This is a genomic window from Bacillus salitolerans (assembly GCF_042680805.1).
Lineage (GTDB): Bacteria > Bacillota > Bacilli > Bacillales > SA4 > Bacillus_CJ > Bacillus_CJ salitolerans.
In genome coordinates this window covers 37,360-56,856 of record NZ_JBHUEM010000008.1, presented here as the reverse complement: position 1 = coordinate 56,856, position 19,497 = coordinate 37,360, and the positions used below count along the sequence as shown (strand labels likewise).

The window sequence follows — 19,497 nt, the reverse complement described above, 5'->3', positions numbered from 1 at the left end:
CTCTCTTTCTTCTTATTCTTCTCTAACATCGATGGACCCTACTCCAACCTTTAAGTCAATTTCAATTTTCATTTCTGATGAATCATACAAATCGTTCACATAAACATTATCTTCTTTCGATATTAAACCATTTATATTTGTATCACCAATACCGTTTTCAATCTTTAATTTTACACCTGTGCTTTTGGGAAGGATTAACTCTGTCTCTCCTACACCTGCATTAATTTTAGCATGAAAGCCCTGTCGCCAATCCCCGCTAAGGTCAATCAGTGTTCTTCCAACGCCCGCATCAACCCCGAGTTCGTTTAATTGAAGTCCTGATAAATGGAGTTCAGCTTCGGATGCTCCCGTTTTTACATTTAGGGAAATAGGAATTTCTTGAGTAAGGTATAAATCCCACTTATTTTTGTATTCCTTAATTGAGGTTAAATGGGCTGTACTTGGCTGTTCAATATCTAAATGCCCTGTATCTCCTTTTAACTTGTATGACACTTCAGGTTTCATATTAGGTTTGCTAAATTCGAATGCTCCTTCTGCCCATTCATTGGATCCACTCGTTACAACCATTTCACCTGCACCAAGATGTAAATCAACCTTTAACTCCTTAGCACCGTCTTTTTCGATTATATCTTTAGAGGATGTCATATCACCATTAACAATATTGGTACAGCCCATCATCAAAAATATCGCTATCACACTTAATCCTATTAACCATTTTCTCATAACAAACACTCCTTATTCCTTAACTACTCTTAGTATCCCATCCTAAATTGTTAATGGATAGATGAAGACAGTAATAACTTTATATGATGAAAGTCATATTTAGGTAAGACTAAGGGAGTAGCAAATTTTTAAAGGTACAAAAAAACCGTCCTTTCTGGTTAAATGTAAGTGACAAAACCAACATTCAAGAAAGGACGTTTTTTTGGGGCTTATCGGACAGCCCTATCAACTAAAGTTAGTTATTTATTTATTTAATTGGAATTGGAGTAATCCTTTTTCTTTTCGATAATTAACAATATCTTGTACAGTAAGTAAGACTAAATGATGTTCATTCGCAAACGCTTCTAACTCTGCTCTTCTTGCCATATGACCGTCACTCTTCATAATCTCACAAATGACAGCAGCTGGCTTTAACCCCGCGAGTCTCATTAAATCGACGGACGCTTCGGTTTGGCCTCTTCTATCTAGTACACCGTTTTGTCTTGCTTTTAATGGAAAGACATGACCTGGACGAACAAAGTCTGTTGGCTTTGCTGCTGGATCTATTAATTTTTGGATGGTATGTGCACGTTCAAAGGCTGATATTCCTGTTGTAATTCCTACCTTTGCATCAACTGAGACTGTAAATGCTGTTCTCATCGATTCTTCATTATCCATTACCATTTGTGGCAGATTAAGAGAATTGAGCTTTTCTTCTAGCATCGGAGTGCAAATCAAGCCTTTTCCATAAGTCGCCATAAAATTAATGTTTTTCCCCGTAGCATACTCCGCAGCAACTACTAAGTCTCCTTCATTTTCTCTTGATTCATCATCTTGAATGATAACCATTTTACCCTTTCTTACTTCTTCCATTGCTTTTTCCACGATTGAAACTGTTGTTTGAATCATTCAAAAACCCTCCCGTTAAGATTTTTGAACTGATACAACCGGAAAGTGCCCTAAATCGGTGTTTTAGGACACAGGAAAGTAAACCTAGAGTCTTGGTCGTTTTTTATCTAGGTACACATAACCTTCTCCCATCCGGACTTTAACCGTCGGCCTTAGGTTTTCACTAAGTCAGTCATCATATATCTATAATGAGTCGCGGGCTTAAAAACAAATATGTTTTATCACCGCCGGTAAGGAATTCCACCTTGCCCCGAAGGTTGTATTCAATTCTTTACCATTATATTGTAAAGATGCGAACTATTTCCAAGATTATGCTTTTAAAGATTATTATGCTTGTGATGTAATGGGATGCTTAAAATATAATGGCAAAGTTACCGCATTTGTTTTCACAAACAATACTTCACTTCCATAAAACTTTTCCCTCGTAAACGACTCTTGGTCACAATGGTAAGGAGTAAAATGAAGAATTACCTTTTGGGTTTCCATCATAGTAATTCTATCAATGACTTTTAACATATCCGTCTCTTTTTTACATATTACATCATAAATATGTATTTCATCACCAGCGCCTTGATAAATAACAATTGTATCATCCTCTTCTATATAGTGAATATGCTCTGGAAATACATACATACAGTAAAACATTAGTAGATTCTCAGTATGGTCTGTTCCAAACTTATTGGAACAGGGAATTCTTTCTGTTGCAAATTGATAGATAAAGTCCAAATCATCCTTATTACGACCATTTAATCTTTGAAGTGATCTACTAGGAGTCTGTTTTCTTGAATAATTCATTGTCCACTTGTATTCGTCTACAGCTCTAAAGCCAAATTTAGGATAATAATCTAAAACAGTTGAATTAGCAAACAGATAGAACATGTCATAATGGCTTTCATATTCATCTGCTATTTTTTTCATCAGGCTAGCCGATAAGCCTTGATTTCGGTAATCTGGATGTGTCATTACTGTTCCAAGTTGGATGGCTCTTTTCCTTTCACCATTAATTATCAAATCTAGCTTATTAACCGAAACATTAGCAACGATTCGATTTGAGATTGTATAACAGTATGGCTCATACCTATCTGTCCAATACCCGTATTGATACCAGGGTTCAAAGTCTATTCCAAAGATTTGAGAAGCTAACTCATTAAAGCCACTCCTATACTTCTCATTATTTTTAATCTCTTTAACAAATTTTATCTCTTCCATGCTCTCGCTCCCTTATTCATGAACAATCCCGTATAATTTTTTTACTAAATCTTTAAACACAATTACTTCTTCAACGGTAAACTTTGAATAGTACTTTTCTATAATATAGTCATCTACTTTCTGGTACGCTTCAAATAGTTCCTTTCCTTTTTGGTCTGTCGTTACAAAAATCTCACGTCTATTGTCTGGATTGATTTCACGCTTTATATAACTGCCCTTTTCCATTTTGTTTAGCAATTGACTAATAGAACTTGCTGATAAATCTAATCGTGTAGATAGCTCATTTACTGTCATTTTCCCCTCTAAGAAAATGGTCTTTAAAATCAGCAATTGTTTCGCTGTTAAGTTGTGACTAATCAATGATTTGTGCTCATTCATTACTTTTGTAGTAACTTTATCTAATAATTCAAAAGCTTCTTTGACGTTCTTTCTTATTTCATTCATGGAATTCATTTAAGAAATGACACCTCTATTTCTAAATAAAAATATATTTTATGTACTTAAACTATTAATATAGTTAAATAATAAATTTGTCAAACTCTATTTAAAGAAAAACCCCAACAGCCACGTACGGCTGTTAGGGTTCTGAGTATTCATCTACTACTAAAAAGAGCCTTAATTCCTGCAAATATGATAACGGAAGAGAATAATAATATCGTTAAAGCTCCAACTAAATGAACAAACGGACTAAAAGGTTCTAAAAATACAGGTAATGGCACCTTTAATAAGGCATAACCAGCCAAAATACACGCTGCCCAAAGCATTGAAAAGCGTTCCATCTCAATCCATCCCTCCTCTACTAAAAAAATATGTTAAGGTTCTTAAAAGTAGAAGTTTACTCGTGAAATTGTTCCTCTTTCTTTTAGAGATAACTATATTCACGAAATATTAAATATCTTGTACTATAAAAATTAGTAAAGCTGTAAATTGGTTAACCGCATCCTAGAGAGGAGAAGTATAATGTTGTTGAATCCCTCATAAGATGACGGTGATTGACTTAGATGAAATTGGTCAATTTAATATTGTTGTATAGGATGAAAAATATAAGAGTGCCCAGATTAAGTAGATCTGGGCACCTTGCTTATTTCTTTATACCATTACCTTACAAATATCATTTGTGAACTCGACTGGGTCTTCAAGTGGCAATCCTTCAATTAGAAGGGCTTGATTGTACAATAAGCTCGTAAATAAATCTACTTTTGCTTTGTCGGTTTCGAAGGCTTTCTTTATAGATTGAAATACCTCATGGTTTGGATTGATTTCTAGTACTTTATCTGCCTTTACATTATCATTATTGTTTGGCATCGCTTTTAGAATCTTTTCCATTTCGATTGAAATCTCACCCTCAGTCGTCAAGCAAACTGGATGAGATTTTAACCGTTTTGAAACTCTGACATCTTTTACCTTACTTGATAACACCTTTTTCATGTATTCAAGTAGATCTTTGTTTTCATTATTTATTTCTTCTGACTGTTCCTTATTATCATCAGCATCAATACCTAAATCCCCACTTGAAACAGACTTGAAGTCTTTTTCTTTATAGTTCATTAACATTCGAATCGCAAATTCATCAATTTCATCGATAAAATATAAAATTTCATAGCCTTTATCAGATACAAGCTCAGTTTGAGGAAGTCTTTCGATTCTTTCATATGATTCACCAGACGCATAATATATATATTTTTGGTCTTCTGGCATTCTTGAGACGTATTCATCTAGAGAGACTAATTTCTTTTCTTTTGAGGAGTAAAATAGCAGTAAGTCTTGTAATGTTTCCTTATTACTACCAAAGTCACTATATACACCGTACTTTAATTGTCTACCAAATGACTTGTAAAACTCCTCGTATTTTTCTCTATCGTCTTTTAGCAAACTCAATAATTCACTTTTAATTTTTTTATTGATATTCTTTGCAATTAATTTCAATTGCTTATCATGCTGTAGAATTTCTCTAGAAATGTTCAAAGAAAGATCTTCAGAATCAACCATACCTTTTACAAAGCTGAAATGATCAGGTAATAAATCTGAGCACTTTTCCATAATAAGGACGCCGTTAGAGTATAGCTCTAATCCTTTTTCAAATTCTTTCGTGTAGTAATCAAATGGCATTTTTTCTGGAATATATAGAATGGCATTATATCTAATTGCACCGTCAACGCTTATGTGAATATGCTTAATTGGTTTATCAAAACCGAAATGCTTTTCATTATAGAAGTTCTCATAGTCCTCAGACGATAACTCGCTTTTATTTTTTCGCCAAATTGGTACCATGCTATTGATTGTTTGTTCTTCTATTACTTCTTCAAATTCGTTGTCGCTACCTTCTTTCAGCTTTCTATCCGAAACCTGCATCTTAATTGGGTAACGAATAAAATCAGAATACTTCTTAATAATTCCTTTTAAGCGATACTCTTCTAAATACTCATCAAAGGTCTCATCTTCATTGTTCTCTTTTATTTTTAACACGATTTCTGTACCAACCTCTTCTTTATCGAATGGTACAATGCTATATCCATCTGCACCCTTTGACTCCCATTTATAGCCTTCCTCACTTCCAAGGGCTTTGCTATAAACCGTTACAACATCAGCTACCATAAAGGCTGAATAAAAACCAACACCGAATTGACCAATAATATCATGACCATCTTTTGCTTCATTTTCTTTTTTAAACGCAAGTGAGCCACTCTTTGCAATGGTCCCAAGATTTGTTTCTAGATCCTCTTTTGACATACCAATTCCTGTATCCTTGATGGTAAGTAAGCGATTTTCCTTATCCACTTCAATCTTGATAAAATAATGATCTTTGTCAAAGCGTAATGTATCATCAGTTAGTGCCTTGTAATAGATTTTATCAATTGCATCACTAGCATTCGAAATTAATTCTCTAAGAAAGATTTCCTTTTGTGAGTAAATAGAATTAATCATCATTTCAAGTAATCTTTTCGATTCTGCTTTAAATTGCTTTTTTGCCATTTCTGTTTCTCCTTTCTTGTTTTCACAAATAAGTCGAGCTATTAATTCGCAATTAGCACTCTAGCACAAAGAGTGCTAACCACTATTTTAATACCATATATTGACTAGGCTTGTCAATTGATTACCTAAATAGACGCTGTTCAAAATTCTTGGTAACTGGCCTTTCGAATTCCCTCTTATTTCTAGTCTTTTTGTTAATAAATTTGTCTGTTGATTTGCTCTCCAGGCACTTCGCTTTCCGCGGGCGGTATGGGGAGCCTCCTCAATCGCTATGCGCCTGCGGGGTATCCCCTGGCCCTAACTCCCTCAGGAGTCTTCGTGCCTTCGGCTCCAATCAATAGCGTGCACATTTATCGAGAGCAGGCTTTTACATAACAAATTTTTATAAGGCACAAAAAAATTGTCCTATCTAGTAGATATGTATGTGATAATACCTACTTCAAGAAAGGACAATTTTTAGGGACTTACGGAAAGTCCCAGGTTTATACACTTTATTGATACGGCATCCAATTAACTCTCCATATCCCGCCTGCATCTTTTACTAAGCCAAATCCCATCTCGAGATTCACTACGATAATGCGTGCGCTTTCTTCCCCTATCTCTTCTTTTATAAAAATGTTCTCGACTAAATCACTTGTTATAACATTTTGTAAAATTCTCTCTCTCTCGTGCAAATTGTCGCTTTCAACTGCCTCTAAATATTCATCATATGTTTCAAACACCTTAACATACTGTTCATCCTGGATAAACAACTCATATTGTGTTCGAAAATCCTTTCTTTCCTCTGCTGTATAATAGAGTCTAAAGATTTCTAAAGGACTAAGACCTCTTAAGTGCTCTTTATTAAAATCCTTACTAATAGCCTCATAGATATCTTCAAGCTCCGGGCTTAGCATAATACTTGAAGCGCCGTGAGAGAATTCAATCATTGCAGAATCTAAAATATCTGATTCAAAGAAATTAACTTTATAGTCTGTAAGCGTTACTTTCATCCCCTCTAATATATCTCCTTGCGATGTTTGAAGGAGCTCTTTCGCTTTCTCTTGATTTTCAAACATAATCCATTTATTCGGATTTCTCGTATCATGATGAGAAACCGGTAGAAGTTTGGCCGATTCCTCCGTAGGAACGAATATGATCAGGTTCCCGTATAATTCGTTGGTTGCAGGAATATGTTCTATCGTTCCTGTAATCGTTACTTTCCCATCAAAGTGGGCTTTCGTCATATCATATGGATATTGTATGTTACCAGGTGTTACATCTATTTCTGTAAGCTTCCAGCCAGCGACAAAATCACCTTTCTTAATAGTAGTTGGGTTAAATATGTTATTCCCCTCATGAGGTAACCCTTGTCTTGATAGCTGCTCCTCTATTTTCTCTTCATTTGTTAGTTCTTTAATTGTTTCAGTAGGATTTTCTATATTCGTAGGAGATTGCGGTTGTTCTTCCATATTTCCTAGCTTAATTAATTCTGTTTTTATTCCAACTATGCCAATTGTTAAAATAAACATGGCCGCAAGAACAATATATGACACCGTTCTTGGAAAGACATGTCTTACAGATTTGGTCATCTGATTTCCTTGAATTCTCTCTCTAATCCTTTCTTTATCTGCTTCTTTGAAAACCGGGTACAAAGGCACGATTGAATTGTATTCTTCAGATAGTTCTTTAAGCTTTGAGTCCATTAATGTTGCCCCCTTCCAAAACATAGCTTTTCCTTAGCTTTTCACGACCTCTGTTCAGTCTCGTTTTAATGGTAGAACTATTCATTTCGAGGATGTCACTGATTTCTTCTATCGATAATTCTTTTAAATAAAATAAAATGATGACTTCACGATATTTCACTGGAAGCTTATATATTTCAGCTAATAATTGCCTATTTTCTAGATTTTTTAATAACTCCTCTTCTGGTTGCAAACGAGGGTCACGTTTATTCTCTGAAAATTTATCTGCTAACACAAATTTTCGATATGAAAAGCTCCTCAAATAATCTTTTGCTTTATTTATAGCTATACGATATATCCATGTTTTTAAGGACGATTCTCCTCGAAATTCATCTAGTTTCAAATAAACGGTTACAAATGTATCTTGTGTTAAATCATCGGTAATGGACCAGTTTTTCGTATATCCATATAGTATTCGTTTAATGTCTTCACCATATTGAACCATAACTTTTTCCAGTAGCTGTTCATTCGTTTGTTCAGGAACCAATTGATCTGGCACCTTCTGTTTTTGGGTTTTCATTGTCCCGCATCCTTTTCCGAATTAGTTTTTTCATATTTTCAAGTTTTTTGTTTGCTAGTTCGTATTGTTATTAGTTTGACGTTTCTCCTTTTTAACAGGTTTCATCTTTTTTAGAACAAAAGGCGCAAAGCGCCCCGTTTAGCCTCAGGCAGAGCAAATGTTCCTTAATAAAAAAAAGGGTGCTTTTCCCCTTTTACTCATTTGGAACATTTGACCTCGAGTGGCTGGGTGCTGGAGCTGGATTCCAAGTCACTAGCCCATTCACTTGCTGAAAACTTAATAATAATAAAATAACCGTCAAATAAAACGGTTATTTACGTAGATGTATGTTGGTCGACTTCCTTCTTATCCTTTTTGTTCAATCTCTCTTTTCTCATAAGTGCAATAAACACAATTAAGGGTATGATGACACAAATAAAAAAAATGTAAGGTCCTTGAGCCTTTTGATCAAATTCTGTTAAAAATATTGAATTTGGAATCATGATAATGGTTGAGATTACTAAAAGAACAGCATATGGTAGCGTAAGAGGACGATAATCCTTTAACCCAAGTATCTGACTAGTCCCCAAAACAAGTGAGTAAAAAGCAATAGCTAACTTAAATAAAATACTTAAAAACCACATGATTGCAATAACAATCTCGATTCTTTGGAGAAATTCCCCAATTGCCACCTTTTTCCCAAGTATATATACAGGAAAGGCATTTCGGGCTGTGAAATCTGGTCCAAGTACATAAATACAAGCCATTGTTACAATAAACAATACAAAGGTTCCTCTGAAAAATCCATTTAAAAAAGCACTTTTTATTTTACTTGGGTCATAGATGTTTTTGGTTACCATTAAAAACAAACTTAATTCTAGAATTGGAAAGCTCATCATATGATAGGAACCAAGTAAGACAGGGCGAATACCATTTTCCAAGATCGGTAGAAGATTTGTTATTTGAATGCTTGGTATGACAAAAATGATAATGATAAAGAATAGCCCATACACCCAAGGGACAAAAATCTCAGCTGTCCTCGCTACACTTTCGATACCAGATCTGACCGTATAGACAATGGTCAAGATGAACAGTATAAACACTGCCTGAATAGGGGTTTCCACGATAATTTGAGTAACCATAAAATCTCCAATATCCCATAACAGGAAGGTACAGAGCAAAAATGGAAAAGTCAAATAGAAAGCAGCAAGAATACCTCCAATTTTTTTGCCTAAGGCATATTGACATGCCTCTATAAATGTCATATTTTTTAGTGTGGTTCCGACCTTTGCAAAAAATAAGACAAATCCAATACCTATAGTTGTAGCTAACAAAGCAGAAATCCAACCGTCTTGTTCAGCAATTCCTGTTAAAGTGGCAGGTAAAAACAAAATAGCACTTCCAATTGTAAAAAGAGCAACTAAAATTGCAAATTGTCTAGGACTTATATTCTCCTTTTGCTTAGTCATCTCTATCCCTCCACACTGCCACTTATGAATGAACGAATTGCCATTGTTATGGGCTCAAGTAATACAATTAACCCTTCTAGAGGGTTTGGTATGTGTATCTCAAATCCCTCTAATATTGATAAAGCTACTCCTATTCCCAATAGGAGTAAAAAAACAATGACTTCTTTTTTCATGTTTTCCTTTTTCATCTTTGGTATCTCATATAAACAGATGAGACATGAAACTGCTAAAATTCCAATCGCTTGAAGCATATATTATTCCTTTCCTTGTTCTTGAAACGATTCTGTGATGGTTCCTAATCTTCGTATAGTGGATTCTGCTCTTATTTCAATTTCTAAATTTGGAAATAGTTCATCGTTCCAATTGTCTCTCATACCTTTCCATGCCTTTGGATTGGCACGTCTAATAGTATCACCGAATCCAAACACATCTGCCTTATGTTCCTTTGCTTTATTTATAGAAGCAAGTAAGATTTTTTTTATTTGTTTATTACTCTTCTCTTCAATCCACTTGATCGTGTCCTCTTCACTTAATTTCCTTTCACACTTACTAACTTCCTCCACTTTAAGTTCACACTTTATGTCTATAATAATTTTTGGTTTTCCCTGCTTAACTTGTCCCTCTACATTCGTATTCGAATTAAACAGTTGTATGGTGATCCTCCCATTATTTTCCTCGCACTCAATAACTCCAACGGTTTCTTTTATATTATCAGTTATATAATTAAACCCTTTTGCTTCAATTGTATTAAACCAACCAACAAGCCGATCCCCTCTAAACAATGCAAGATTTTCAAGTTCAACCCTCGTAGGGGACGACACACTTTCTATATTCTTTAATGAAGAGCCTTCTTCAAGATTCCCCTCATACTTAATCCCCGTTAATACCGGATTATTTCCATCACTGATGATTTTCGAGATCAAATCATCTAGCTGCACGCCCTTTGTTGGTGCCCAGTTTCCTTCTGATACCTTAATGGAATTAAAGATCTTGTTGGCAGGGATTTTTTCTATAGGTGTTAAGATGGATAAAATATCGTGCGCAGTTTGGTCTTTTGTAACAACTAAATAAAAATCAGTCCGCGCTTCATAATATCTAGACAAATAATCAAGTATTTGCTTTAATCCTTCTTTTGCTATCGTTTCACCTATCACAACAATCCTTACATGTGATAAATACATTCTTCTTGGTGCTTCTTTTGACATTTTACGAAATGCTTCAGATATACTTCTTCCTTCTACCTCATAAGTACTTACTGCTGTTCGATTTGAGAGGGCTTTTCCAGCTATTTCACCCGGATTAATGATTTGAGCCGAAACTAAATATTGATCCTCCTGTTTATCGATACCTATGGCAGTTGTAATAGCTAAATCTGACAATTCCTTTTTACTCCAGCATCCTGAAAGCGCAATGAAGATCAATGTAAAAACGATGATTCTTATAAGCTTTATCACGCTACTCAGTCTCCTTTGTCTTGTCTGTTGTTTTCTCACTTTTACTTTCTGAAGCATTAGGTTCTGGTTCTGGCGCTGGAGTTTGATTTCTCTTCGAATCTTGTTGACTTATTAAACGAGGTCTAGTTCCTAGCGCCCAATGCGGTAGGCGTATGATAGCATCCTTTTGATCCTCCCTAATGTAAGGTGCCATCGGAGTCAGGTAAGGAACACCAAATGATCGTAAATTCACTAAATGAGTGATCATGACGATTAATCCCAATATAATTCCAAATAATCCAAATGATGCAGCAAGAATCATAAACATAAAACGTAGTATTCTAATTGAAATGGATAAATTGAACTCAGGTAGGACGAAGCTACTAATCGCTGTTAGAGATACAACGATAACCATTGTTGCAGAAACAATTCCCGCTTCAACGGCTGCTTGTCCTAATACTAGCGCTCCAACTATAGAAATAGCGCTTCCGACCGCCCTAGGCATTCGAATCCCAGCTTCACGAATAATTTCAAAGGTAATTTCCATTAGTAACGCTTCTACAAATGCTGGAAACGGCACACCCTCCCTTTGAGCAGCTAAACTAATAAGTAATGTGGTGGGTAGCATTTCCTGGTGAAAGGTTGTTACAGCAATATAGGCAGATGGGACTAATAATGCTAGTAGAAAAGACATAACCCTCAGTAACCGTAGTAATATTGAAATGTCAGATCTTTGATAATAGTCTTCTGGTGATTGAAAGAATTGAACAAAGATGGCAGGTGCTAATAGTACAAACGGTGTTCCATCTACGATAATCCCAATCCTACCCTCTAAAATTCCTCCACAAATGGCGTCCGGTCTTTCCGAATTATAAATGGTGGGAAAAGGGCTGTATGTCTCATCTTGAATGAATTCTTCAATATAGCCACTCTCTAAAATCGAATCAACTTCAATTCTGTTAATCCGATCCTTTAACTCTTTTACGATACTATCAGTTGCTAGACCATGAATGTAAGCTATTGCAATGTCTGTTTTCGTCCTCTGACCAACCTGCATATGATCAATTCGTAAGTTAGGGTCTTTTATTCGTCTTCGGATGAGAGCTGTGTTTGTTCTTAATGTTTCGGTAAATCCTTCTTTTGGACCTCTTACTGTAGTCTGAGACGATGGCTCCTCAACAGCCCGCTTGTCCCATCCCTTTGATCCAACAGAAAAACCACAATCCCATCCATTTAGCAAAATAACAGTATCCCCTGATAGAATTGAATTGTAAATGTCACCATACGTCTTGACTTCGTTTAATTCACTAACTGCTAATGAAAACTTTTCTATGATTTCCTTCTGTTTAAAATTCAAAATTGATGAGTCATCAATAGAAGTAGCTCTTATATCGATCATTAATGTTTTTAAGATAAAATCTTGTATAAGCGTTTGATTTACGAGACCATCAACATATATAACAGCAAGTGATTGTTTCCCTTGTTCCCCTAAAACAAATTCTCTCACAATAATATCCTTACAATTTCCTAAGGTAGATTTAATAGTTGTAAGTGCTAGTTTTAAATCTTTATCTATGTTTATATTTACTTTATATGTAGATTGTTCCGTTTCCATATCGGAAGAAGATGGAGAATTAGATTTGTTCATGCTTCTTTTATTCCATGATTGAATAACATTTTGTTGTTTTTTTTCTTTTATCTCATCTAACCAATCAGTAAGCTTTTTCAAAAATGATCGCTCCCTAACGAATGGTTATATACTACATTCATTTTCGTATTATTTCCTGAACATTCAATTACTAGTCGCATTATTATTTCTTTGTTTATAAAAGTTAGATCATGCGAGAAGATTGTGTGAGGAAATTCACTTAGTTTGGGGAAGAACAAAAGGCTCAGGGCGCCCCGTTTAGCCTAAGGCAGAGCAAATAACCTGTCATGAAAAAAAGGGTGGTTTCCCTTTTATTCATGACAGGTTATTTGACCAAGGAAAAAGTGATTTTCTTTTTCCCTCGAGTAGGATGAAATGGCAAAGATCGTCGCCATTTCATCTTGGCTGGGCGCTGGAGCTGGATTTAAACGTAACTTTGTATAAACTAAACACCAGAAACTTATACTTCTAACTTATAAAAAAACCGACACTTTGTCGGTTTATTCTGCCTAATGAGATTTACAACATGCGTTTGACTTTGCCATACTTTCATTTAGTAAGTGTATCGACTTAACGACAATTTCCTTTTCATATTCACTCATTTCAGAAAATATTCCCTCTAAATATTTATTCATCTCGTCACTAATACTTGATACAACATATTTTCCTTTTGGTGTAAGAGATAAAATATACGTTCTTTTATCTTCACTATGCTGCTTCTTATCTACTAAGCCCATACTCTTTAGCTTTTGAATTTGTCTACTAAATGTTGACATGTCAATACCTAGAGCTTCTGCTATTTGATTCATAGATGGTATATCACGTGTACTAATTTCATATAGAATATGACTTTGAACAATAGAAACCTCAATATCATCTACGATGCAACAATTTTTGTTCAACAATCCAATTCGACGTGTTAGTTGTTGAAATAGTGAACGATAGTTCTTCATCCTTCCACCTCAAATCCAAATTATTTGCATTATTCAACTAATTACCGGATGATCAAAGGAAAGAATCTCTTTTGAAATTTCCTTTTCAGCCAAATCGAAAGACACACTTACATATCTGCTAGATAATAAAAACGAACAAGCTTTTCTATTAAGTGCTCCAAAGAAGTAAACTTAAATCCTAGAGAACGCGCACGAGCGTTATTTACCGACCAATCTCCAGGAAAGTTATAAGGAGATGGACTTCCGTTCAAATGAGCAATCGCCTCTTTTCCTATCACATTTTCAATTAATGTAAGCAATTCTTCCAAACTCATATCTCCTTCAGACCCAGGATTAATAGGACCTCTGAAATCCGAGTTTGCTATTTGGTAAAGAAACTGAGCCGCCTCCGTTGAGTCGATAAAGCTATATCTACGCTTATGATTTTCGATAAACATTTGACTCTGATTTTTAATATGTTCCATATGGAATTTTAATCTATTTGTATAGTCATCTTGTCCAACAATAATTGGAAATCGAACTGCAACAACAGGAACATGCGCATTCTGAAATAATACCGCTTCTGCGGAACGTTTCGCTTCTTGGTAGCCTTCAGCCTATATATTCTCTTCTCGCTTTTAACACTGGTTGATAGATCCACGGATTAAAATTTTCTTCAATATGATTTGTACCAAAATCATACCGCTTGGCTTGAAGTAATTACGTACTTTGCTATTTTTCCTTCCAAAGCTTTTGCTGATCCTAGTGCCTCTAATGGAGAGTAGCATGTTTGATCAAACACAACATCCCACTTTTCACCTTCAAAAGCTTCTACTAACGACTCATTATCTTCACGTTCAATAATCAATCTACTAACTAAATTACCAAATGCATCATCCGTCTTACCTCTTGTCGCAATCGTAACTCGAACACCTTTATCTATCAGCAGCTGAACTAACCTTTTTCCTACAAATTGTGTTCCACCAAGTATTAAAGCAGTTTTCATAGACTTCATTCCTTTTAATAGCTTTACTTGTTAAAACCTAATTAAAAGCATACACTTTTTACATAAAAATTCCAATAAAATACTTGAAATAATCAAATATTTTATTTCGATTTTCAAAAAATGAGTGGAGAAAAGAGAGGAAGAAGAGGATAAAAGGTTAAAGGTCGCTGTGGAATAAGAAATATCATCTTTTCCACTAAATACCATGAATAGAATGTACAAATCGAATTAAACTATTCCCAAGTAACACCATTACAATATTTAGGAGGAATAGATAAAAAATGGCTAGAAATAATAATTCTAATCAATTAGTTACTCCGAATGCAAAGGCTGCAATTGAACAAATGAAGGTTGAAATTGCTCAAGAATTTGGTGTTAATTTAGGACCAGATACAACTGCTCGAGCAAATGGGTCTGTTGGTGGAGAAATCACGAAGCGTCTAGTTCAGATGGCTGAACAACAAATTGGTGGACGTTTCACTCGTTAATGATTCAAGAAGTAGACTGGTTCATATACGAAGTCATACATGATAGCTATACGAGTTCGGGATATATTCCTTCCCAACATGAAGTTTATCATTATCAAAAACAAACTCGAGCAACTGAAGTTCCTATCAATCAAATCGAAACAATGATTCAAACATACTTACACATCCAATTACATGCAATATAGCTATCTCCACCTGAAAAAAGCAATCGCCTGTATTCATGAACTTGGCGATTGCTTTTTTATTTATAGATATATGATTTTAATCAATCAGTCATCCATTTTCCAAAAGATATAACATCTTTTTTAGTACTATACCTAGCTGTTTATACTGAGTATTAATTATATTAGTTCACTTCAATCCCGTCTACTTCTTTCATTAATTGATCAGCCCATAAACTTGCTTCAGAATAAAGGGCAAATAAATCAACGTCCTTCAATACTGTAGAGAAGGAATTCACCACTTTAGCTTTCAGTTGCATCCGTTCAACAGACTTGACAACATCTAAAAGTTCCTTTAACTCGTTTGGTTTACCGAGAAGTGCTTCTTTAATATCAGAAGCTAATGGTAATTCAGATAGAATTTTTTCCATCGGCACATGTAAAATTGAATCTACTAACGAAAACATTCCAAGTAAAAAATATTTTGAACCATTTAATTGTTGTCCTAAGGAACTACCAATGAGTTCACCTAGCTTTGCTCTTAGTAAACTTAGATGAATGATTTCCTTTGAACTTTCATCTTGTTCACTACTTTCTCCTTTAATAGCCAAAACATAAATCCACTTTTTTATTTCAATTAATCCTAATAGAACAACAGCTTGCTTGATTGAACTGACCTCGTATTTTGGTCTAATCACGGGTGAGTTAATCAGCTTTAATAGTTTATAGGAAATGGATAAGTCTCTCTCAATAACCTTAGTAATATGGTCAATATCAGGAATTGGCATATCTAGCTCTTCTAGCACTAATAGATAGGAATAATAATAGGGTGGTATATCATGACTTTGTAAAATAACGGGCTTACTAAAAAAGTAGCCTTGGAAATATGTATATCCATCTCTTGTTGCCTGATCATATTCATCTCTTGTCTCAACCTTCTCAGCAAGAAACTTAAGATTATAAGGTTTTAAATACTCCATTAATTGATTTCGCGCTTCTCTAGTTGTGGATCGAAAATCAATTTTTACAATATCTACGTAATGGAGAAGTGATAAAACATTTTCATCACCATGGAGTAAGAAAAAGTCATCTAAGGCTATCGTATAACCGTGTTGTTTTAACTCTTTGCAAATGGAGATAATTTCATCAGTCGCCTTCACATCTTCTAATACTTCAACCACAATGGACAACGGTGTGAAGTATGTTGGTAGCTTTAGCTTTAATAGATTTTCTGTAAAATTGATAAAACAAGGCTTGCCTTTAGAAAGCTCACCAAGACCAATATTCAAAAAGCTGTTAACGATTACCTCTGATGTCGCCTTATCACCATTTGTATGAGAGTACCCATTATGAGGACTATTTCGATACAAGAGCTCATAGGCTGTTACTTCTTCCTTTTCATTGAAAATTGGTTGTCTTGCAACATATACTTCCATGTAGTAACCCACCTCTATATTAGCTGCTTCCAGAATGTCTTACTTTAATAATAATATAAATGATATCAGTTGAGGTATGAAAATTTATTAGGTTTTGGTTTTTTTTATAGATTTGCCATGATACACCAAAAACAAGAAGAGACAGATAATCATCTGCCTCTCCTTTTAGTAACTTTAAAAAATGAAACTTCAATCAGTGGAGGTGTTCCTCATGCTCCACTGATTGTTAGATGATGCCCACACGAAGTGGGTCATGTTGTCAACACCCATTCACCAAAGTTATTTATCAATTTATAATTATAGCCAATACGTTTCTCCTATTGCTAATACCTTCAACTTATCACTCTCTATACCTATACGCTCCCATTCATGAAGCAAACGTTTTAGTGCTTCAGGGCCGGTATCATCAGCAAGGCGATATGCACCGTAATGCATTGGAATAAAGGTTTTGCCCCTCAGCTCTAAAAATGCTTTTATAGCGTCTTCTGGATTAATATGACTAGATTCCATAAACCATTCTGGTTCATATGCTCCTATTGGCATAAGCACGATATCTAAATTGAAGCGAGCTGCGATTTCACTAAACCCGTTAAAGTACCCAGTATCCCCTACAAAGTACAATGTACGATTATCCTTATGACTATCGTGTATAATCCAACCACCCCAGTGAGACGTATTCGTATCAGTTAAGGTTCTCTTCGTCCAGTGCTGTGCAGGAACAAATGAAAAGGTGAGAGAGGTACACTCAAACTGGTCCCACCAATTTGCCTCTACTACTTTATAGTAACCTCTCCTTATAAAGGCAGATCTTAGTCCAATGGGTACATAAAAAGTCGGTGCGCCTTTAAGTTTTTTGATGGTACCGAAATCAAGGTGATCATAATGTCCATGAGAAATAAAAACCACGTCAATTTCTGGTAGCTCTGAAAATGATAATCCTGGATTTGTTAGTCTTTTTTGTACCCCCATACGTTTTGCTAGTACAGGGTCTGTTAAAATATTAAGCCCGTTCATTTGGATGAGAAAACTAGCATGACCAATCCAAGTGATTGAGCTCTTTGTTCGATTAGCTTGAATCACCTCTACTTCCCTTGTTTCAGCCATAGGAATTTGCACGGACAAATCCTTTCGCTTCGCTTTTCTTTCTTGATGCCACTTTCTTAGCTCAGAAAATGATTTACTGGTCTGGACACCACCAAGATTTTCGTATCTCTTCTTCATCTTAATTCCTCTTCTTGAAATTATTCACTCGTTTTATTGATTAACTTTACAATAAACATACCGATTACGGAACCTATTACCGCTACTCCAAAAGTCATAAAATATACAATCTCCGCTAGAACTGCCATTTCAGGGGCAGGAAAAAATATGGCTTTCCCCCCAAATAGTAAGGTTAGTAGTAAGAAGAGTAGTGTGGGCGACCATTTTATCCATTTTGATTTAGCCTTTATAAATAGAAATGGAATTAGCGCACCACACACAATGACTATTATAAAATACATAAAAATCTTCCCCTTAGTTGTGTCTTTCCTTTATAGTTAGACGATATATTTACGGAAATAGTTTCAAAAAATAAAAAGAACAACCTTGTAAAAGGCTGCTCTATAATATTTATTGTTTAATGTCTAATTCATAAAATGAAGTTTTATCCACCTCTGCAAGCCCGTCCATAATTGTCTTGGATAAGAAAATTTCCTCTAAAAGCACCGTAATAACATAAAATAAGCCATAAACATACTTGTTTTTACTGTACTTAGTTACATTAGGAATTAGAGCGAGTTTCCTTTAGACATGCCTCATAAATATAAGAAGTATTTTGTGACATTTTTAACAGTTAAATAGAGTAGTTGCATGGTTATTTTTTATAAAACAAAAATAGTGCACTGACTAATAAAACAATACCAAGACCTCTTTTTAAATCAAATGGAATTTGTTTCCCCAATAATCCGTAATGATCAAGAATAGAACTCATTAGAAGTTGACCAACAATAACTGCCATGATTGATGTAGCAACTCCTAGTTTAGGAACGACAAGTACCATGATAAAAATGTAAAAAGCACCTAATAAACCACCTGTTAACTGCCACTTGGGGACAGAAAACATTTGCAACAGATTCCCTTTCCCAACGAACAGTTGTAATAAGAACAAGAAAATGGTTCCTATTAAAAAGGAAACAAAGGCCCCTTCGATTACACCAATTTTTTTCCCAAGACTACCATTTACACTTGCTTGAATAGATACTGCCATCCCTGCGAATAAAGCAACTATCATAAATATCCAATTCATCTAGTTCTCCCTATCAATCTATCTTTAAATCAACTATAAGCTTCATTAAGTATGTACTCCCGCATTGCAATACTCTACTCATTTTTTAGTCTATTATAGACTCTTGTATAAATAAGTCAACCTAAAAATGGAAAATCAATCCCCCATTATGATGAGGGATTGATTTTCCATTTATCTTTCATTTAATTCTGCAACCTCAACATCTCTTAGATCATTTGGATTCGATCTAGTATGTACCCGAGCAGTATTTGCATTCTCATCATAGCTATCAATCCAAATTGGTACATCATGATACATGACGACAATCTCTTCAGGCGATGAAACAATTTGCTTTACACGATGCATATCCAATTCCTATTCCTCCTTCTCATTTACGAAGTTGAAGATCCACCATCACTTTGCCCACTATTCCCTCCAGTTTCATTGGCATCTGGAGTATCGCCTCCGCCCGCTGCACAGCCTGATAGAACTGTCATAATAGCCAGTAGAAAGATAAGTAACTTTTTCATTGCTACACCTCCCTTAAGTAAACAACATTTATAGTATGATACACATTATAAAAATTAATGCCCATTTTATCTCCTTCTCTAAGTGATGTTATGAGGCAAGAAAGTTATGGTA

At 35.0% G+C, this 19,497-nt stretch carries 22 protein-coding genes and 1 riboswitch; of the genes, 1 reads left to right on the top strand and 21 read right to left on the bottom strand.

Going from position 1 to position 19,497, the window contains the following annotated elements; translation table 11 throughout:
- Window positions 1-12 precede the first annotated feature (12 nt).
- From ACFSCX_RS07935 to ACFSCX_RS07865, 15 genes are all read right to left on the bottom strand, one after another.
- Window positions 13-723 (bottom strand): toast rack family protein, encoded by a 711-nt coding sequence (locus tag ACFSCX_RS07935; RefSeq protein WP_377927650.1) that lies wholly within the window; start codon window positions 721-723, stop codon window positions 13-15.
- Between the two features lie 243 nt (window positions 724-966).
- Window positions 967-1,611, bottom strand: coding sequence for a 3,4-dihydroxy-2-butanone-4-phosphate synthase (ribB, locus tag ACFSCX_RS07930; protein ID WP_377927649.1), 645 nt, complete (start codon window positions 1,609-1,611; stop codon window positions 967-969).
- Between the two features lie 116 nt (window positions 1,612-1,727).
- A riboswitch (FMN riboswitch) is annotated at window positions 1,728-1,873 on the bottom strand.
- A 65-nt stretch (window positions 1,874-1,938) separates the two neighbouring features.
- Entirely contained in the window at window positions 1,939-2,820 is an 882-nt protein-coding gene (locus ACFSCX_RS07925) for a GNAT family N-acetyltransferase (RefSeq protein ID WP_377927648.1), read from the bottom strand.
- Between the two features lie 12 nt (window positions 2,821-2,832).
- Window positions 2,833-3,273, bottom strand: coding sequence for a MarR family winged helix-turn-helix transcriptional regulator (locus ACFSCX_RS07920; RefSeq protein ID WP_377927647.1), 441 nt, complete (start codon window positions 3,271-3,273; stop codon window positions 2,833-2,835).
- A 140-nt stretch (window positions 3,274-3,413) separates the two neighbouring features.
- Window positions 3,414-3,599 carry a hypothetical protein gene (locus ACFSCX_RS07915; RefSeq protein ID WP_377927646.1) on the bottom strand — a complete coding sequence of 62 codons (186 nt, stop codon included), beginning with the start codon at window positions 3,597-3,599 and terminating at the stop codon, window positions 3,414-3,416.
- A gap of 310 nt (window positions 3,600-3,909) precedes the next feature.
- Window positions 3,910-5,793: a molecular chaperone HtpG gene (htpG, locus tag ACFSCX_RS07910; protein ID WP_377927645.1), complete on the bottom strand. Its 1,884-nt coding sequence runs from the start codon at window positions 5,791-5,793 to the stop codon at window positions 3,910-3,912.
- Between the two features lie 491 nt (window positions 5,794-6,284).
- A complete protein-coding gene (locus tag ACFSCX_RS07905) occupies window positions 6,285-7,478 on the bottom strand; it encodes a hypothetical protein (RefSeq protein WP_377927644.1) in 1,194 nt (397 codons plus the stop codon).
- On the bottom strand, window positions 7,462-8,037 hold the full coding sequence (locus ACFSCX_RS07900; RefSeq protein ID WP_377927643.1) for a sigma-70 family RNA polymerase sigma factor: 576 nt from the start codon (window positions 8,035-8,037) through the stop codon (window positions 7,462-7,464). The genes ACFSCX_RS07905 and ACFSCX_RS07900 overlap by 17 nt, the downstream gene beginning before the upstream one ends.
- A gap of 314 nt (window positions 8,038-8,351) precedes the next feature.
- The gene (locus ACFSCX_RS07895; RefSeq protein ID WP_377927642.1) at window positions 8,352-9,485 is read right to left on the bottom strand and encodes a GerAB/ArcD/ProY family transporter; all 1,134 of its coding nucleotides are present in this window, start codon (window positions 9,483-9,485) and stop codon (window positions 8,352-8,354) included.
- Between the two features lie 2 nt (window positions 9,486-9,487).
- Entirely contained in the window at window positions 9,488-9,673 is a 186-nt protein-coding gene (locus ACFSCX_RS07890; RefSeq protein WP_377927641.1) for a hypothetical protein, read from the bottom strand.
- Window positions 9,674-9,739: 66 nt separating this feature from the next.
- Window positions 9,740-10,939: a Ger(x)C family spore germination protein gene (locus tag ACFSCX_RS07885; protein WP_377927640.1), complete on the bottom strand. Its 1,200-nt coding sequence runs from the start codon at window positions 10,937-10,939 to the stop codon at window positions 9,740-9,742.
- A gap of 1 nt (window position 10,940) precedes the next feature.
- Window positions 10,941-12,566 carry a spore germination protein gene (locus tag ACFSCX_RS07880; protein ID WP_377927674.1) on the bottom strand — a complete coding sequence of 542 codons (1,626 nt, stop codon included), beginning with the start codon at window positions 12,564-12,566 and terminating at the stop codon, window positions 10,941-10,943.
- A 509-nt stretch (window positions 12,567-13,075) separates the two neighbouring features.
- On the bottom strand, window positions 13,076-13,519 hold the full coding sequence (locus ACFSCX_RS07875) for a MarR family winged helix-turn-helix transcriptional regulator (protein ID WP_377927639.1): 444 nt from the start codon (window positions 13,517-13,519) through the stop codon (window positions 13,076-13,078).
- 107 nt (window positions 13,520-13,626) lie between these two features.
- Entirely contained in the window at window positions 13,627-13,827 is a 201-nt protein-coding gene (locus ACFSCX_RS07870) for a hypothetical protein (RefSeq protein WP_377927638.1), read from the bottom strand.
- Window positions 13,828-14,195: 368 nt separating this feature from the next.
- A complete protein-coding gene (locus ACFSCX_RS07865) occupies window positions 14,196-14,504 on the bottom strand; it encodes an NAD-dependent epimerase/dehydratase family protein (RefSeq protein ID WP_377927637.1) in 309 nt (102 codons plus the stop codon).
- Between the two features lie 281 nt (window positions 14,505-14,785).
- Here ACFSCX_RS07865 and ACFSCX_RS07860 point away from each other — a divergent pair, with 281 nt between their 5' ends.
- Window positions 14,786-14,992 (top strand): small, acid-soluble spore protein, alpha/beta type, encoded by a 207-nt coding sequence (locus ACFSCX_RS07860; RefSeq protein ID WP_377927636.1) that lies wholly within the window; start codon window positions 14,786-14,788, stop codon window positions 14,990-14,992.
- A 346-nt stretch (window positions 14,993-15,338) separates the two neighbouring features.
- Here the strand turns inward: ACFSCX_RS07860 and ACFSCX_RS07855 are convergent, their stop codons facing one another.
- From ACFSCX_RS07855 to ACFSCX_RS07830, 6 genes are all read right to left on the bottom strand, one after another.
- On the bottom strand, window positions 15,339-16,589 hold the full coding sequence (locus ACFSCX_RS07855) for an EAL and HDOD domain-containing protein (protein ID WP_377927635.1): 1,251 nt from the start codon (window positions 16,587-16,589) through the stop codon (window positions 15,339-15,341).
- Window positions 16,590-16,886: 297 nt separating this feature from the next.
- Window positions 16,887-17,810 carry an MBL fold metallo-hydrolase gene (locus ACFSCX_RS07850; RefSeq protein ID WP_377927634.1) on the bottom strand — a complete coding sequence of 308 codons (924 nt, stop codon included), beginning with the start codon at window positions 17,808-17,810 and terminating at the stop codon, window positions 16,887-16,889.
- Between the two features lie 20 nt (window positions 17,811-17,830).
- Entirely contained in the window at window positions 17,831-18,091 is a 261-nt protein-coding gene (locus ACFSCX_RS07845) for a hypothetical protein (RefSeq protein ID WP_377927632.1), read from the bottom strand.
- A gap of 353 nt (window positions 18,092-18,444) precedes the next feature.
- Window positions 18,445-18,876 (bottom strand): DMT family transporter, encoded by a 432-nt coding sequence (locus ACFSCX_RS07840; protein ID WP_377927631.1) that lies wholly within the window; start codon window positions 18,874-18,876, stop codon window positions 18,445-18,447.
- A 171-nt stretch (window positions 18,877-19,047) separates the two neighbouring features.
- The gene (locus ACFSCX_RS07835) at window positions 19,048-19,221 is read right to left on the bottom strand and encodes an H-type small acid-soluble spore protein (RefSeq protein ID WP_377927673.1); all 174 of its coding nucleotides are present in this window, start codon (window positions 19,219-19,221) and stop codon (window positions 19,048-19,050) included.
- 26 nt (window positions 19,222-19,247) lie between these two features.
- A complete protein-coding gene (locus tag ACFSCX_RS07830) occupies window positions 19,248-19,385 on the bottom strand; it encodes a hypothetical protein (protein WP_377927630.1) in 138 nt (45 codons plus the stop codon).
- Window positions 19,386-19,497 lie beyond the last annotated feature (112 nt).

Excerpts from the sequence above, each read along its gene's own strand:
- ACFSCX_RS07875 (WP_377927639.1), bottom strand. The coding sequence starts at position 13,519 with ATGAAGAACTATCGTTCACTATTTCAACAACTAACACGTCGAATTGGA.
- ACFSCX_RS07895 (WP_377927642.1), bottom strand. The coding sequence starts at position 9,485 with ATGACTAAGCAAAAGGAGAATATAAGTCCTAGACAATTTGCAATTTTA.
- ACFSCX_RS07855 (WP_377927635.1), bottom strand. The coding sequence starts at position 16,589 with ATGGAAGTATATGTTGCAAGACAACCAATTTTCAATGAAAAGGAAGAA.
- ACFSCX_RS07935 (WP_377927650.1), bottom strand. The coding sequence starts at position 723 with ATGAGAAAATGGTTAATAGGATTAAGTGTGATAGCGATATTTTTGATG.
- ACFSCX_RS07890 (WP_377927641.1), bottom strand. The coding sequence starts at position 9,673 with ATGAAAAAGGAAAACATGAAAAAAGAAGTCATTGTTTTTTTACTCCTA.
- ACFSCX_RS07845 (WP_377927632.1), bottom strand. The coding sequence starts at position 18,091 with ATGTATTTTATAATAGTCATTGTGTGTGGTGCGCTAATTCCATTTCTA.
- ACFSCX_RS07880 (WP_377927674.1), bottom strand. The coding sequence starts at position 12,566 with ATGAACAAATCTAATTCTCCATCTTCTTCCGATATGGAAACGGAACAA.
- htpG (WP_377927645.1), bottom strand. The coding sequence starts at position 5,793 with ATGGCAAAAAAGCAATTTAAAGCAGAATCGAAAAGATTACTTGAAATG.
- ACFSCX_RS07830 (WP_377927630.1), bottom strand. The coding sequence starts at position 19,385 with ATGAAAAAGTTACTTATCTTTCTACTGGCTATTATGACAGTTCTATCA.
- ACFSCX_RS07865 (WP_377927637.1), bottom strand. The coding sequence starts at position 14,504 with ATGAAAACTGCTTTAATACTTGGTGGAACACAATTTGTAGGAAAAAGG.
- ACFSCX_RS07905 (WP_377927644.1), bottom strand. The coding sequence starts at position 7,478 with ATGGACTCAAAGCTTAAAGAACTATCTGAAGAATACAATTCAATCGTG.
- ACFSCX_RS07840 (WP_377927631.1), bottom strand. The coding sequence starts at position 18,876 with ATGAATTGGATATTTATGATAGTTGCTTTATTCGCAGGGATGGCAGTA.
- ACFSCX_RS07850 (WP_377927634.1), bottom strand. The coding sequence starts at position 17,810 with ATGAAGAAGAGATACGAAAATCTTGGTGGTGTCCAGACCAGTAAATCA.
- ACFSCX_RS07835 (WP_377927673.1), bottom strand. The coding sequence starts at position 19,221 with ATGCATCGTGTAAAGCAAATTGTTTCATCGCCTGAAGAGATTGTCGTC.
- ribB (WP_377927649.1), bottom strand. The coding sequence starts at position 1,611 with ATGATTCAAACAACAGTTTCAATCGTGGAAAAAGCAATGGAAGAAGTA.
- ACFSCX_RS07925 (WP_377927648.1), bottom strand. The coding sequence starts at position 2,820 with ATGGAAGAGATAAAATTTGTTAAAGAGATTAAAAATAATGAGAAGTAT.
- ACFSCX_RS07915 (WP_377927646.1), bottom strand. The coding sequence starts at position 3,599 with ATGGAACGCTTTTCAATGCTTTGGGCAGCGTGTATTTTGGCTGGTTAT.
- ACFSCX_RS07900 (WP_377927643.1), bottom strand. The coding sequence starts at position 8,037 with ATGAAAACCCAAAAACAGAAGGTGCCAGATCAATTGGTTCCTGAACAA.
- ACFSCX_RS07920 (WP_377927647.1), bottom strand. The coding sequence starts at position 3,273 with ATGAATTCCATGAATGAAATAAGAAAGAACGTCAAAGAAGCTTTTGAA.
- ACFSCX_RS07860 (WP_377927636.1), top strand. The coding sequence starts at position 14,786 with ATGGCTAGAAATAATAATTCTAATCAATTAGTTACTCCGAATGCAAAG.